The sequence below is a fragment of the Pedobacter deserti genome (assembly GCF_024436415.1).
In the GTDB taxonomy this organism is placed as follows: Bacteria; Bacteroidota; Bacteroidia; order Sphingobacteriales; family Sphingobacteriaceae; genus Pedobacter; species Pedobacter faecalis.
This window is the reverse complement of sequence record NZ_JAFMZQ010000001.1, coordinates 2,010,386-2,026,688: the sequence shown is the minus strand read 5'-3', so window position 1 is coordinate 2,026,688 and position 16,303 is coordinate 2,010,386. Positions and strand designations below refer to the sequence as shown.

The following is a 16,303-nucleotide window of genomic DNA, read 5'->3' as shown; positions in this document are numbered from 1 at the left end:
CAGATACTAATAGTTATGACTAAGGTTTGCATTGTAATTGGTGGCGCTTTGCGGAAATGGAAATATCCATAACGGCGATTCCGGGCTGAGCGAATAGGTGTTACCTTCAATTGTCCGCGTGATGGTAGGCTTATATTGCGGATCCGTTGTCAGACGCTTAAGATTGAAATAGTTACGCATGGTAAACAGCAGTTCGATGCGTCGGGTCCTTCCAAGCAAAGCCATTACCCCTGCTTCTGTGCTGGCCGATACCGGAGCGTACGTATTGGGATGTATGCGATTTTGCCTGATCAGATTGATAATCTCCAAAGCGCCATCCAGATCACCGGAGCGGAGTAAACATTCAGCTTTGATCAGATACGTATCGCTGGTGGTAAGGCCGGCGGTATTAATGGCATAAGGCGTTGCGGAATTGAGCCAAAGCTTGGAGGTCGGCAGACCGCTGAAAGGGTTGCCGCTGGGATAATAAGGCTTTACATAATGGTGGATGATGTTGCCAGGCTCATAGATTTGTTCCGTTATCTCCAGACTCGGTGTGCTAAGCAGCGGATTTCCGCCTTGTGCCATATAAAAGAGGTTTTCCTGTGCGGTTGCCTGAGGCTTGCCGAAAGCTGCCGTTCCAACCGGCGCAAACAGTCTGTCGTTACTGATGAAACTGTTGATCGCCAGGCTTTTGTTTGCCTCCGAAAGTGCTTCCGGATATCTGTGGAGCGACATCAGCACAGTCGCCTTCACCGCATGGGCAAAGCCAAGGCCTACACGCATGTTATTTTTTGGCGTAGCTGGAAGGCGGTTTAGCTGAAAGCCTGCATCAATATCCGCGAGGATGTTGGCGTAAACCTCTGCGATGGTACTTTTCCGGTTTGGCTCAATGGTAGAATTGTCTTCCTTAACATAAGGCACGCCCCCATCAGTTGAAGCAGTTGCCGGATCATAAGCCTTTGCGTACAGGTTAACCAACAAATAGTGCATATAGGCCCGCAAAATATACGATTCGGCTTTGTACTGTTCCGCCAGCGCACGATCGCCAGTCGCGGCGTCTGCATTTTTAAGCACTACGTTATAGACATTGTTGATCAGGAAATACATCTTCTCGTACTTTACATCGGTTACCGCCAGCAATTTGCGGTCTACACTTTCATCGTAAACCGTATAGGCATAATGGAGCGTTTGCGGTTTAGCGCTGAGGAGTGAAGGAATATTGGTAGAATATGCGTAGGTATCGTTGACCAGGTTACCCACATCGTAAGCTGAAAATGCTGCCTGAGCGGTTGTTTTGGCCGACAAGGTATCGCCGGTAGCAGAATTACTTGTATAATTGAAATTCAGGAGCAGGTCCAGATCCGACACCCGGTTAAGGATATTGCTGCCTTTAGGCGTTATTTCGGTGAATTTCTTGCAGGCGGGCAGACCAAAACTTAAACCCGCAATCGCAAATATGATGATGAATGTTTTTTTCATGTCCGATAGATTAAAGGTTGACATTTAAACCAAATACATAAGAAGTGGGGATAGCTGCACCGCCTGTTTCAGGATCGACGCCGACATCATTTCTTGTCCACAACGCTTTTGGATTATTGAGCTGGAACCTCAGTCCGGCTCCTTTTAAACGCAATGTTGATAGTACAGACAATGGCAGTTGGTAGCCAAATATTGCACTGCGTATCTTGATGAAATCTCCGTTGCGCACAAAGGCATCAGAATAGCTGAGCTGTCCGGCCGGCGGCCCCTGTGTGCCGGGATATACCCCTGGCGCGTATCTGCCTGTTCCCGGAATAATGGTATTGGTATTCTCAGGAGTCCAGGCATTGGCAATATAAGCTGGCATCGATCCGTACGGAACACCTGAAACCACCTCGGGCACCAGAGCACGAAGGGATTGCCCGCCGTAATACACCGCCAAAACGTAGAGACTGAATCCTTTGTAGCGAACTTCACTGGTCAGGTTAAGATTAACTTTCGGATCAGTGGTTCCTGAATACACCATGGCTGCCATGTCGTTACTCGTCAGCGCGATTGTACTCAAAGCGCCTCCGGCGGTAAGCCACTGCGGCTGACCGATACTGCTAAGTCCGCGGTACTGATAAGAGAACAGGGAATTGACCGGAAAGCCGGTTTTATATCCACCCTGTGCCAGGGCGATTGGCGTGGTGGCCACTTCATCAATATAGGTAATTCTGTTTTTGTTATGGCTGAGCACCAGGCCGGTATTCCAACCAAACGCCTGCCGGTCTGCCGCCCTGAACCAATCATACTGCAGGCTAAGCTCTATACCATTGTTGAGCAGTCCCCCATTGTTGATAATCTGGCTGGTGAAACCTTCAGAAGGATCGAGTCGTTGGGTAACCAGCACATCACTGCTTTTCTTCCGGTACCAGTCGGCCGCCCCATTGAGCCGTCCGCCGAACATAGCAAAGTCGGCCCCAACGTTGAAAGTTGCCGTTTTCTCCCAGCGCAATTCTGGATTGGCGGCATTGGTTACGACCGACATTGGCTGATTGGTGACGGGATTGAACAGTGTGGAGTTGGCCGTAAGAAAACTACTGACGCCCTGAACAATATTTCCGGTGACACCATAGGTTGTGCGCAATTTAAGTACATCGACCCAATCGTACTGCGCTAAAAAAGATTCCCGGTGCAGGTTCCAGCTCAAGCCGGCCGACCAAAGCGGCTTGCCTCTAAACTTCTCATCGAGCCCAAACACATCCGCGTAATCGACACGATATGAGGCGAAAGCATTGTAGCGCTGATTATAGGTATAGGTGATATTGGCATAGTTGGAATTGAACCGATGAACAGTTTCCGGAAATACGGCTATCGGACCCGCGATATAACGACTGTACAGGCTTGCTGTACTAAATCCTGGCTTAAACGCGGTTGTGTTGCGGAAATTGGCCAGCGCCGGAAAACTAACGGAAGTGGTAGAATGCGACTGAAGCTGATCATCATATCCAAGCAGAAGTCCGCCCGTACCCCTGGTACGCGTCTGTCTGAATTCTGTTCCCGCTATGGCGTCAATGGCATGATCGCCAAAAGTTCGCTGATATTCGGCTTGTCCTCTAGCTGTCCAGTAATCGCCCTTCGTATTTGAGGTAGCGAGATACCCGCCGTTGGCCGGCAACATGGTGGTATAAACACTCTTTAAAAAGCGCATGGTATAGCTTTCGGCCTCCGCATAGGTAGACGCCGCCAGGTTGTTGTTTTCATATTGGAACTGCGGACTCAGCGTTAGGCCTGGAATCACTTTTGCGTTCATGTTCAGGTAATAGCGCGTGTTTTGCTGCCGGGTATTCCTGAAGTCCCGGTCGAGCTCGTCGAGGTGGTTAAAAAGCAGGCTGCTTACCGGTTGCGTAGCGGTATTGGTATTGTACGCATTATAATCTGAGGTGGTGTAATACATCCGGTTGCCGGCTGCATCTGTCAGATTCTGGTAGGAAGGCACGTTGAGAGCGCTGCCGGCAAAGGCACTATTGGCCGAACGAACATATCCCAGTACCGAGTTTACGCCATAATTTACATCCAGCCACGGCGCTACCTCATAAGTTCCTTTGTAAAAGAGATTCAGCTGCCGGTTGTAGGCATTAATAATTCCGCCGTTGCTGTTTTTGTAATTGGCGACTAAGCTGGATTGAAAGCGTTCCCCACTGGTTCTTACCGCCAGGTCGTATTGCTGCAGCACATCGTTAAGCAAGGCCCGGTTTTTAAAATCCTGCCGAAAGTTATTTTGCCTGAAGCCTGCAAGCTGCTCATCAAATTGACCCTGGGAAATGTCGCCCTTGGCGAGCTGGTAGTATGCGTATTGTACCGGGGATATGGGCGTACCGTTACTTATGCTGTTGCCTACCGCAGTAACCGCAGCGGCCCGATTGGGATAGAGTCCGCCCGTATTGGCAAACAGATAGTCGTATACCTTAAGTTCTGCATCGACCTGTTGAGACGGGCTAAGCAAATTATAATCCAGATCTGGCTTCTGTGCCACGGTAACATCGCTGGAGAAGCTTACGCTTGTTCCGCGGCCCCTGGCGCGCTTGGTGGTAACAACGATGACGCCGTTGGCTGCCCTGGCGCCATAAATTGCCGCAGCAGCCGCGTCCTTTAAGACGGTGATATCCTGAACATCGTAGGGATTCACATCGGCCAGGGATCCTTCTATCGGCAAACCATCTAACACGACAAGCGGATTCTTGGTCGCGTTTATGGTGCTTACCCCACGGATGGACGTCATACCGCGATAGGTAACCAAGCCCGGAACCCTGCCTTCCAGATTGTTCAGGATGTTGGGCGTATACCGCGTTTCAAGTTCAGCGCTGCCTACGGTTACTGTTGCGCCCGTTATCTTTTCTTTGCCAATACGCTGGAAACCGGTGTTGACCGTAATCTCTTTTAAGGCATTGGTTTTCAGTTGTAGCGTGACGTTAATTTCTTTGCGCCCGTCCAGACGAATCTCCTGTGTTTCCATGGATACACTGGTAAAGACAAGCACATCGTCCGCAGCCTCGGCAGAAATCGAGAATTTCCCCTCTCCGTCTGTCATCGTTTGTTTGCCGGAACCTTTTAGGGTAACGGTAACACCTGGTACCGGGAAATGATCATTGTCGGTAACCCGGCCGGTAACGATAAAGCTCGCCTTTCTTGCTGAGAGCGGATTACGTTCGATAAGCACGGTTCGGTCGGTGATTCGGAAATGTAGGTTTAAGTCTTTCAGTGCAGCATTTAAGGCCTGCTGAAGACTGGCTTGCTTCACTGATAAGGTTGTAGTGAGCGACTTGGTAATCGTTTTTCCATCGTAATAGATGTCGAAACCACTCTGACGCCTGATTTCTTTTAGCACCGATTCCAAGGGCGCATTTTTCTGTGTTATGGTGATGAGCTGGCCAAATGACGAGGCACTAACCTGCATGAGTGTGGCTATTAAAATGACGGTGGTTAATCGCATAACTAGCAATACTTTCTGATATGGCGCTACAGCCACATCAAGTTTCCTGATATAATTTCTGTACATTCGTTTGGTTTGGTTGTGCAGATGCGCCAGCTGCTTTGCTAAGGGCTATGGCGGACTGCGTTAAAACTTGATTTTTTTCAATGAAGCGGCCAAACCTTGCCGGAGGTGCAGCGAACACCTCTGGCTTCTTTTCAGCCTCCTGGTTTGTGGTAGATCTACGTCATGTTTTTTCCTTTTTAGTTTGATAATCGGTTAGCTGTCAATGTGCTGGTCATCTGGAAACGTATATGGTCTTGTCCTTCACCTGGAAACGTACCTGGCCGGACGACGCAATAAGTTTCAATACGGCAGACAATTGATTGTTCCTTGAGATCCATCCCCCGGTTTCCAGATCGTCTGGCACGGATGAATCGTAGACGATGTCTACATCGTACCAACGGGCAATTTTGCGCATTGCGGTTTTAAATTCGACATGGTTCAGGTAAAAATCACCATCCTTCCAGTCTGTGACGCTTTCCAGGTCGACCGCAGAGACTGTGATCTGGCTGCCGCTGTTTACAGCCTGGCTGCCGGGCCGGAGTAAAACATCCCGAACGGGCCCTTTATTTTTAGGCATGGTGGCCAGCACGCGGACGCTTCCCTCGAGCAGGGTTGTGGTAACATGGGGCTCGTCTTCATAACTGTTGATGTTGAAATGCGTACCCAGTACCTCTACCTGCTGATTTTTTGAGGACACCAGGAAAGGTCGCGCCTTATCTTTGGCGACCTGAAAATAGGCTTCGCCGCTCAGGCTTACTTCGCGACTGCCATTCTTAGCGAAATTAACGGGATAGGTTAATCGGGAATCAGCATTGAGCCAGACTTGAGATCCATCAGGCAGCCTGACCTGGTAGGTCTGGCCCCTGGCTGTTGATAGCGTATTCTTTCCGCTTTGGCCGGAAGCCAAGTCGCCGGTCACGGTGTAAACCAGCTCGCCTTCTGCGGACTTACTAACAATTACTCCGCCCTGACTCGCTAGCTGTCCGCTGCCAGCTTCCGCCAGAACGACCTTAGTCCCATTAGACAAGGTCAAAGTTGCCCCTTGCCCGCCAGGCGCAATCTGACCTGATAAGCCGGGATTTTGCTGCTGCTTATCTGCTTGTGGCGTATTGAAAAACCACAGACCAGATATGATCAAGGCTATGGCGGCAGCGGCCGAGAGTATTGTTGGCCAGAGCCTGACGCGCCTGCTCTCATCAGGGTTTTTTGCACTCGGACTAGATATACTTGCGCTAATATGGTTATAGATCTCCTCAATGGCCGCGGAAGTCAATGCGCCTTGTTGATCGGTTCGTGCCAAAAACTCCGCGTCTTGACTAAGTGCTGCCTCCCACTCTCCCGAATGGCTGCCTGCGCTGAGCATCTGAAAAACATGATCGAGTTCCTCAGTGCTGCACTGTCCGTTGATGTATCTGGTAAATAGTTGTACTTTTTCTGCGTCCAAAATTCCCTTGTTTTATTGCTTATACAATTGGCGGCGCATTTACATATACCCGAAAGGCAAAAAAATAATAACAGGTTTTAATGATGGCCAGACAGGTAGGCAATGACCAGGAGAATCGCGTTTTTGAAAGAGATGTATTCCCGGATTATCCTCAGCGCTTTTACCATCTGGGCGTTTACGGTGCCTTCGGTGATGCCGAGTTCGGCTGCCGCTTCTCTGTAAGACAGTCCTTGTATCTTGCAGCGGATGAACACCTGGCGGCATTGCTCCGGAAGTTTTTCCATCGCTTCGTTTAACACCGCGTTGCCTTCCGTAAACTCAATCTGCCAATCGGTAGTATTTTCTATAGGTATGGCATATTTGCGTATCTCTTCCAGAATGGAATGTTCATGCCGCGCACGTTTAAGCAGGTTCAATAAATGGTTTTTAGCTATGCTGTAGAGATAGGTTTTGAAAGGCTGGGTGCTGTCAATCTGTGCCCTCTTTTCCCATATCTTAACGAAAACATCATGCACCACATCTTCAGCCAATTGCTTTGATTTTGCGGTTCTGATGATGAAATGGTGAAGTTGTACGACATGCATATCATACAATGGCCGCAAAGCGTTCTCGTCCCCCTTCTTAAGCAGAAGGACCAGTTCGGTTTCGTTAAGACCATGGTATCTTGACATTTGCCAATGATAGCGATATTTTAGCAATTACATTTCATTTAAGAAATTTACCTTATTATTTCCATTTCAACCTCAAGCTATTAGTTACCACACTTACACTGCTTAAAGCCATTGCTGCGCCAGCAATCATCGGATTAAGCAGAAATCCGTTGATTGGATAAAGAATACCTGCCGCTAGCGGAATACCGATCACATTGTAAATAAATGCCCAGAAGAGGTTTTGTTTTATGGTGGCTACGGTCCGTTTTGATAACTTTATAGCCTGTGCAATTTTAGTAAGGTCTGATGAAATTATTGTCATCTTGGCAACATCCATAGCAATATCGCTTCCTTTACCCATGGCTATGCTCACGTCCGCCGTTGCCAGGGCCGTACTGTCATTGATACCATCGCCCACCATTGCAACAGTTTTGCCCTGATTTTGTAATTCTCTTATAAAATCTGCTTTCTGCTGTGGCAATACCTCGGCAGTGTAATTCCTGATGCCCGTTTGCAGAGCGATAGCTTTGGCAGTGGCCTCATTATCACCTGTAAGCATATACAGATCAATGTCCATGTCATGCAATTGCCTGATTGCTTCTATTGAGGTTTCCTTTATCTGATCGGAAATAGCTATTGCAGAAAGTGCTTGCCTGCTATCTGCAAACCAAATCACGGTCTTAGACTGGCGGCTCCATTCGTCGGCCCAGGCTTGCAGCTGCTCGCCAATCTGAACCTGATTTTCTGTCAGCAGTTTTTGATTGCCTACATAGTAGTTTTCATTGTGGTGACTGGCTTTTATGCCTCTACCTGTAAGGCTCTCAAACATCGACAAAGAGATGGCTTGCACACCTTGCAAATGCTTAGTCACTGCCTCCGCCAGTGGGTGTTCTGATTGTTTTTCTATACTTAGTAAAATGTTTTTAGTGCTATCATCATTATTGAGCCATTGTATGTCTGTTACCCGTGGCAGGCCTTCGGTAATTGTTCCTGTTTTGTCCAGCACTATCGCATCAACTTTTTTAGCCAGCTCCAGGCTCTCAGCATCTTTAATTAAGATACCGCTTTCGGCACCTTTACCAACGCCCACCATAATTGCAGTAGGCGTTGCCAGCCCCAATGCACAAGGGCAAGCGATAACCAGTACGGTAACGGCCGCCAGAAGTCCATGAACAATGCCATTATCTCCGCCCAAAACGACCCACAATAGAAATGTAAGGATTGCAATACCCAATACGACCGGAACGAAAACACCGGCGATTTTGTCAACCAACTTTTGTACGGGAGCTTTACTTCCCTGTGCATCCTGCACCATGTTGATGATCTGGGCAAGCATCGTGTCTTTGCCTACTTTAACCGCTCTGAACTGAAAACTGCCTTTTTGGTTGATCGTTCCGGCAAATACTTTTTCGTTTTCCTTTTTAAGGACAGGGATCGGCTCACCGCTGAGCATGCTTTCATCTACATAAGAGCTCCCGTAAGTCACCAGACCATCTACCGCAATTTTTTCTCCGGGTTTAACCAGGATAACATCGCCGACTTTAACTTCATCTATCTTTATCTGTTTTTCTGTTCCGTCAGCCTGAATCAACATGACCGTTTTAGGCTGCAGGCCCATTAACCTTTTAATCGCCGTAGAGGTATTACCCTTCGCTTTTTCTTCAAGTAATTTACCCAAAAGAATGAATGCAATGACCACCGATGCTGCTTCAAAGTAGACATGTGCATGCAGGCCCCGCTGGTGCCAGAACTCGGGCACCCACATATTGAAAACGCTGAACACATATGCAATGCCTGTGCTCAGTGCTACGAGCGTGTCCATGTTTGCGGAACGATGCCGGGCCTGCTTCCAGGCATTGGCAAAAAAATCTTTACCCAACCACAAAACTACGGGTGTAGAAAAAAGCCACATGATTTCGTTGGCATAGGGCATATCCATAAAGAGCATACCGATTGTTACGACAGGAAGTGATAACAGCACCGCCCAGATGGTCTTATTTTTAAGCTTGTTAAACTTTTCGGCATGAAGGTTATCCAGCGTCTCGCGCTGTGTAGATTCATCTTCAATCAGCAGATCATACCCGGCTGACTGCATCGCCTTTTGCAGTTGTTCTACGCCAATACGTTTAGGCATATATTCTACCAACAGGTTACCCGTGGCAAAATTCACAGAGGCACTAACAACACCAGGCTGGTGACTGGTAATGCTTTCGGCACTGCTTGCACAGGAGGCACAGGTCATTCCGAGCACGGGAAAAGTCCTCTTGATCGTTTTTTCGTTGCTATTATCTGTTGCCATGAGTTGATTGTTTAAATTTGCAATACAAATCTCAGGACAAAAAGCTAAATAGCACTTACAGAATTTTGGGATTGATTTGCAGAATTTACAGCTTATCCAGAGATCTCTTCTCATTAGCCAGTGATCTGCTGACCCTTAAGTGTTTTTCTTCAAAGTGTCTATTCTGTACCTAGTGGCCAATAAGTACGTAATCAATAGAATCTAATTAGATAATAAGTAGATAAATAACATATCGTTAAGATATCATTGGCATATCGTTGGCATATCCTTTGGATACATCAAGGATATACCAACGATATAGAAAGGATATACCAAGGATATACCAAGCCTCTATTTATATTCTATTTAATATCTACTTATTTTCTAGTTAACGGCCACGAAGTAGCCAGGATGTTGGGAACACACTCCAGAAAATCTTGCCTGACTTTCCAGTTTCCAAAACAAACCGATAGCGATATACCGTATCCTGATGAAGTAAGTTTGGAAGAACTCAGGTACCCTCCTTCTTAGCCAGGTCTTTGATCCTGATGTTGCGGAACTCCAGCGGAGAACCATGACCAAGGAAGCCAATATGGCCACTATCCCTTGACAGTCCCGGATGGTCTTTATGGTCAGGTGCACCATTCTTCCTGAAAGGAGTCAGGTCGCCGTCGAGGATTACCGTGCCATTTAAGATCACTTTTATCTTAGGGCCGTTGGCAATTACCTCTTGATAGTTCCACTCACCTACCGGTTTCAGGAAACCTCGTTTCGCCGGAATTGTGCCATATACAGAACCGTGATACTGGTACACATGCAGGTCTTTATAAATCGGCGCCTCATTGTCCAGTATCTGGAGTTCCATACCTGTATAAGCCGCATCACCTTCCAGAGGTGCCCTGATACCCAAACCATTATTGGCGCCCGGAGTCAGCTTAAACTCAAAACGGAATACGAAATCACTGAACTCTTCTTTGGTAAATAAATTGCCGCCAGAGCCCTTACCCGGCTTTGGCCTGATCGCGATATTGCCGTCTTCGATCACGTAATCAGTCGTGTTACCGGTCCAGCTGTGCATGTTAGTACCATCAAACAGGACCTTATACCCTTCTTTCTTCTCCTGAGCGCTCAGTTCAAAAGGCTTAGGACGCGGGATCTCCCGGATAAAAATATCTCTGTATGCAACCGGTGAACCATGCGCCTGCAGTTCAATCTGTTCTTCAGCAAAGATAGGCAGGTTCCTGTCCCAGTAGTTTTCCAGGATCACATTATCCGTCACCAGTACCCCGTTCAACCACACCGTAACGCGGTCACCTTTCATCAGGATCCTAAAAGTATTCCATTCATCCAGTTTATTATCTGCAACAACCAAAGGCTTGCTTGGGTTGGACTGGTTATTGTACAAACCACCAGAGCCCACCTGTGCACCCACATTGGTACGGGCATTGTCCCAGATCTGAACCTGGGGAGTACCACGCAAATAAATACCGGCATCACCCTCGCCCTTCTTATCATCAATGATCTTCCAGTCAACCAGCATCTCAAAATCACCATATTTCTTTACGGTGGCCAGGTTATCACCATGGCTCTGGAACACCAGTTCTCCGTTAATCACCTTCCAGCTGTCCTTTGCGGCAGCATCAGCCTTAGCTTGTGCATCAGCCAGTGTTTTTGCATCCATTTTTGACCGTTTGATCGGATCAGCTACCAAACCTTTCCATCCTGTAAGGTCCTTTCCATTGAATACCTGAACAAAACCCTCACCCGGTTTCATAGAAGAAATATACTTACGCATTCCTTCCTTCTGATAACCTGCATCACCGCCAGTGATCACAGCGATGGTTTTGTTGAGCAGGTTCTTTACAATATCACCATTGTACTCACCAGCCATGGTAATATGCATAACTGCATTGGCTGCAGCCTGCTGTGTAGCAGGATTGTCGAGGTACTGACCGGCAAATACTATTGCATTAAAACACTTCGCTCCCTCGATATCCTTTAAAATCCTTTGCTGCTGAGCCGGAGTTTTAGCTACTGCCATCGCATTGCGCAGCAACAACAACCTTTGCTCGTCAGCGTAATCCGCGTTCCTTACCAGGCGCAGATAACCGTTAACAGCCTGGTTTAAAAAATCAGGGTTATTCGTTGTCCTGGCTATTTTGATCAGCTCATCAGCCGAACCCGCATCAGCCCAGGAAGACAATGCATCCAAAGCAGCCTTTTTGACCGCATCATTGCCAGTATTAAAAGCTGATGAAACAGCACTCAGTGACTTCTTGCCACCAATGTTTCCCAACACCTTATAATACAGCAACTTCTTGTCCTCAGCAGATTTATCCATCTGCGCCATGATTTCTGCAGTCTGTGCATCAGCGTTGCTACCCTGCTTGTTTACAGCAATAATTGCCGCCTGTATATCGTTCAGTTCAGCCGGGTCGGTAGTTTTATCCATTAAAGCAAACAATTCCGCTTTACTTTCCGGCGTATAAACACTCTTTAAAGCTGCAAAAGCTGCTCTCCTTACTTCAGGTTTGTTGCTGGTCAGTGCAGCAGATATAACATTACGCTGGCCACTTGCAGCACGTGCCGCCAGGACATTGATCAAAGCCACCTGTACTTCTGGTTTTGCACCTGCAATGCTACTACTGATTGACGCAGTGACATCATTGCCCCTGATCCGTCGCAGGACTTCAGATACGGCAACCAAATTTGCCGTATCCTTGCCCATTACCTTTGCCATTGGCTCAATTGCTTTTTCTTGCCCCGTCCATGCAGCCGCAGAAAATGCGGCACTACGCACCTCTGCATCCTTATCCTTAAATAACTTCAGAAAAACCGCGTACGCAGATTTTGCGTGAGCCCTGCCCAGCATATCAATAATCAAAACCTTTGTAGGCGCGTCCGCCTTCCCGAGTCTCTTCACCCATTCCGCACTATTTGCATCAGTCAAACCAGCAGCCGCCAGTCTTACCGCCGCTGCGCGGAATTCAAACTGCTTATCATTCATAGCATCCAGCAAAGCCTGCTGACCAGTCTGCGTTTCCGCGATCAGTTTGAGTGCAGCAATGCGCTGATCAACCTGATCATCTCCGGTTGCTTTTTCCAGAATAGCCTTTGCGATCTTTTCCACACCGGCCTTGTCGCTGGCAACCCTGTTTTCCGCGTAAACCAGTAAAGAAGCCACCGCATTGGTCTTGTCATATTTATAACCAGCATCTTCTGCAGCCCTAATCAATACATCAGCAGAAGAGGCATCTGCAATATGCGCCAGCGCATGTAAAGCAGTTTTTGCCAGATCCTTATCAGAACCCGCAGCAAGCGGCCCTATTGCGTCAGCAGCGGCCTTAGAAGTGGTATGCCCCAAAGCTTCAACGACAGCACCCTTAGCCTTGCCGTTTGCCTTGCCTAATCCGGTTACCAATGCAGAAACCGCAGCAGGAGATCCAATCTTTGCCAATGCCCTTGACGCCTCATCAGCAAGCTGCTCATCAGTTATATAAGCCTCCAGACAAGGCACAGCAGCATCATTGCCAACCAGGTCAAACTGACTGATGATAAAAGCCTTGTTCTGCTTATCAGAAAGTTTCGCTAAGGCCTTACAGTATGCGCTAACCGCCATAGACCGCCAGGCCTGCTGTCCGGATTTGGTAGATGCAGCGGTAAAACCACCCACCGCATATTCAATTAATGAATTATTGCCCTTGCCCGGCGCAGTCAGCCCGCTGATCAGCGTCACATAACCGTTCTCACCAAGATCAGCAATCTCCTTCATGTTTCGGGCCAGCTGGGCAGCATCCCTGGCAGGCAACTGGGCCAGCAGGTCGGCTATTTTGGTCGTAACAGTTCGTTCATCTTTTTTGTCCTGGGCAAAAACCATATTGCCGGTCATACTGGTCAGCATAGCAACCGACAGCAGGACAAATAATAATTTCTTTATCATGATTATTAATCAAATTTTTTGTTTGAAACAGTTCTCCTGATGGTTAAATAGAAAAAGGCGCGCGCATTACCGGGTTGATGAGCCTGTTGGCCGCCTCATCATCCACAAACTCCTGCTTTACCGGATCAAACTTCAGCGACCGTCCGAGTCTCAAAGCAGCCAGGCCAATATTTACAATATTACAGGAACGGTGTCCGTTCTCCTCGTTCAAAGCAAACTTCTTCCTCGTCCTCACCGACTCTGAAAATTCCACGATTTCCGGATCAGGATCAGGGAACTGGGCCAGTTTGCGTTCCAGATCAGGAATATCGGACTTAAACCCAGGGTAGAGTTTACCCTTAGGGCCTTCAATATAAGGAACATTCGTATCCTTGCCCTCTCCATCCAGGATGATCTGGCAGCCATCCGCATAAGTATAAGTGATCCTGCGCCAGATGCCCACAGCATCCGTATGCTGTTGCGGAGCATCCACCTCAACAGAAACCGGGTTGGTATCATCTTTACCCAGGAAATACTGGATCGGGTCAATATAATGCTGCCCCATATCGCTCAGGCCACCACCATCATAATCCCAGTAACCTCTGAAAGTCTGGTGTACGCGGTGCGGATGGTATGGCTTATAAGGAGCAGGCCCTAACCATGAATTGTAGTCCAGTTCCGGCGGTACAGGCTGGGGCTCCAGATTGTCTTTACCCACCCAGTAAAACTTCCAGTCATAACCTGTATGCTTGCCCACGGTCACTTTTAGCGGCCAGCCCAGCATACCACTGTCAACCAGTTTCTTAATGGGTTTCACAGTCGTGCCCATACCATAAAATGTATCTTTAAACCTGAACCAGGTATTCAACCTGAACATGCGGCCGTGCTGCTTTACAGCTTCCACAACCCTTTTTCCTTCGCCTATCGTATGGGTCATTGGCTTTTCACACCAGATATCCTTACCCGCGTTGGCCGCATCAACAGCCATAATCCCATGCCAGTGCGGCGGAGTAGCAATATGTACAATATCCACTTCGGGCAACTGGATCAGCTCACGGTAATCACTAAAAGTCTTTACACCCTTGTCCAGCATGGACGCAGCCTGCTGCAGGTGGTTTTTGTCAACATCACAAATGGCCACCACCTGGGTGCCCTCATATCCAAAGTGGCCGCGGCCCATACCGCCTACCCCAATTACCGCTTTTGTCAGCTTATCGCTGGGTGCAAGAAAACCCTGTCCGCCGAGCACATAACGGGGAACAATAGTAAAAGCGGCCACACCGACCGCAGACTTCTTAATAAAATCTCTCCTGGTGTTTTTTTGTTGTGGTTCTTCCGGTTTCATATAAGTGGTTAAGTTTGGATTCTCCTTATCGCGCTTACAGCACAAAAAATCGAATACTTGTATGGTTAATATTAACGAGAAATTGTCGAAAAGTCAAAACATCATGTATTTATTTACGGAATAAAAATACTTCTATAAAATTTTAATATAAGTTGTCTATATTTAGCAAAATTGAAAGATTAAATAAATGAATCTTCATCTATTAAATAACATAACCAAACCGGTACGCGATAAACAGTCGCTGTACAAATTCCAGCTTGTCAAACACCTTTTCAACCTCGGGCCGTGCTCAGTTTCCACCCTGTGCCATACCATGAACATGAGCACCCCAAGCATTTTGAAGCTCATCAGCAACCTGACCGACGAAGACTGGATAGAAAAGAAAGGCTATGGGGTTTCGATGGGCGGCAGAAAACCCGATCTATATGGGCTAAAGGACAAAAAGATACTTATTATATGTATAGATATAGAACTGTTCCGTACAAAAATAGCCGTTATGGACAACAACTATAACTATGTAGCCGAACCCAAATCCATTACCCTGCCCATATCAAAAAGCAGCAGATCGGACTTCTTTAGTATTTTAACCACAAATGTCGAGGAAATACTCAAAGAACACCACATCAGCAACGATCAACTGATCGGCTGCAGCGTAGGCATGCCCGGCCTGGTAGATTCCGAAAAAGGACAAAGCTACAGCTACTTTTTAAGTGATGCAGAAAATACATCCCTTACAGCCGCATTTGAAAAAATGCTGCAGCTGCCCGTGGTCATACAGAACGATGTAAATGGATCATCAATGGCAGAATTCACACACGGAATGGCAAAAGGCAAACAAAACGCACTTATATTATTAATGGACTGGGGCGTCGGCCTGGGTATCATTATGGACGGGCAGCTGAGAAAAGGGGCCTGCGGCTTTTCCGGAGAACTCGGACATATCCCATTCGTCGAAAACGGTGCCCTTTGTTATTGCGGAAAGCACGGCTGCCTGGAAACTATCGCCTCCGGCAATGCCCTGTCAGAAATGGCCAAGGAAGGCATTTTATCAGGCAAAAACTCCATGCTCAATAAACTCAGTAAAGAAGAACTGCAAAGAATTGAACCTGCCGTGATCATCGAAGCAGCAAACAAAGGAGATCAGTACGCCATACAGCTGCTTTCCAACATAGGCACCCATATGGGCAAAGGAATTGCCGTGTTGATACAGCTGTTCAATCCGGAACTGATCATCCTTAGCGGAAAGATAGCTGAAGCCAAACAGTACATTACCCTGCCCATGCAGCAGGCCATCAATACTTACTGTATGACCCAGATCAGGGAGCGCACAGCAATCCTGTCTTCAGAACTCGGTGAAAATTCCCGGCTTTTGGGTTATGCTACGACAGGCATTGACCATTTCCTGGGTGCCTGTATCCAAAAAGCAGGAAAGCACAAGATGCCGCTGCGCTGAGGAAGCGGCATCTTTAGTCTTTGGCTTTTCCATAGGAGCTGAAGTTACGGCTCCTTTCTCTAATTTTTTCTTGTACCCAATAATCCAGTTGGTCAGGATATAGGTATTTACCAGACCGTACTTTTTAGCTACTTCTTCTTTTGAATAGTTCTGGTAAACCACCAGCTCTATGAGCTTTTCCTTAAGTTCTTCAGCATAATCAAATATTGCAATTGCTTCTTCTTTCATTGACA

General features: G+C 47.5%; 9 protein-coding genes. 1 reads left to right on the top strand and 8 read right to left on the bottom strand.

Translation table 11 applies throughout. The features are described from left to right. Nucleotides 1–6: 6 nt before the first annotated feature. From J3P40_RS09160 to J3P40_RS09130, 7 genes are all read right to left on the bottom strand, one after another. The gene (locus J3P40_RS09160) at nucleotides 7–1,461 is read right to left on the bottom strand and encodes a RagB/SusD family nutrient uptake outer membrane protein (protein ID WP_256004838.1); all 1,455 of its coding nucleotides are present in this window, start codon (nucleotides 1,459–1,461) and stop codon (nucleotides 7–9) included. A 10-nt stretch (nucleotides 1,462–1,471) separates the two neighbouring features. Further along, on the bottom strand, nucleotides 1,472–5,002 hold the full coding sequence (locus tag J3P40_RS09155; protein ID WP_256004837.1) for a SusC/RagA family TonB-linked outer membrane protein: 3,531 nt from the start codon (nucleotides 5,000–5,002) through the stop codon (nucleotides 1,472–1,474). A gap of 211 nt (nucleotides 5,003–5,213) precedes the next feature. Then, the gene (locus J3P40_RS09150) at nucleotides 5,214–6,425 is read right to left on the bottom strand and encodes a FecR family protein (protein ID WP_256004836.1); all 1,212 of its coding nucleotides are present in this window, start codon (nucleotides 6,423–6,425) and stop codon (nucleotides 5,214–5,216) included. A gap of 77 nt (nucleotides 6,426–6,502) precedes the next feature. After that, a complete protein-coding gene (locus J3P40_RS09145) occupies nucleotides 6,503–7,096 on the bottom strand; it encodes an RNA polymerase sigma factor (protein ID WP_256004835.1) in 594 nt (197 codons plus the stop codon). Between the two features lie 55 nt (nucleotides 7,097–7,151). Then, the gene (locus J3P40_RS09140) at nucleotides 7,152–9,374 is read right to left on the bottom strand and encodes a heavy metal translocating P-type ATPase (RefSeq protein ID WP_256004834.1); all 2,223 of its coding nucleotides are present in this window, start codon (nucleotides 9,372–9,374) and stop codon (nucleotides 7,152–7,154) included. 490 nt (nucleotides 9,375–9,864) lie between these two features. Further along, nucleotides 9,865–13,293 carry a 3-keto-alpha-glucoside-1,2-lyase-like domain-containing protein gene (locus J3P40_RS09135; protein ID WP_256004833.1) on the bottom strand — a complete coding sequence of 1,143 codons (3,429 nt, stop codon included), beginning with the start codon at nucleotides 13,291–13,293 and terminating at the stop codon, nucleotides 9,865–9,867. A 43-nt stretch (nucleotides 13,294–13,336) separates the two neighbouring features. After that, nucleotides 13,337–14,617 (bottom strand): Gfo/Idh/MocA family oxidoreductase, encoded by a 1,281-nt coding sequence (locus J3P40_RS09130; RefSeq protein ID WP_256004832.1) that lies wholly within the window; start codon nucleotides 14,615–14,617, stop codon nucleotides 13,337–13,339. Between the two features lie 187 nt (nucleotides 14,618–14,804). Here J3P40_RS09130 and J3P40_RS09125 point away from each other — a divergent pair, with 187 nt between their 5' ends. Continuing rightward, complete coding sequence (locus J3P40_RS09125) at nucleotides 14,805–16,070, top strand: ROK family protein (protein WP_256004831.1); 1,266 nt, start codon at nucleotides 14,805–14,807, stop codon at nucleotides 16,068–16,070. Here J3P40_RS09125 and J3P40_RS09120 read toward each other — a convergent pair. Further along, a complete protein-coding gene (locus tag J3P40_RS09120; protein WP_256004830.1) occupies nucleotides 15,960–16,298 on the bottom strand; it encodes a transposase in 339 nt (112 codons plus the stop codon). The genes J3P40_RS09125 and J3P40_RS09120 overlap by 111 nt on opposite strands. Nucleotides 16,299–16,303: the final 5 nt, after the last annotated feature.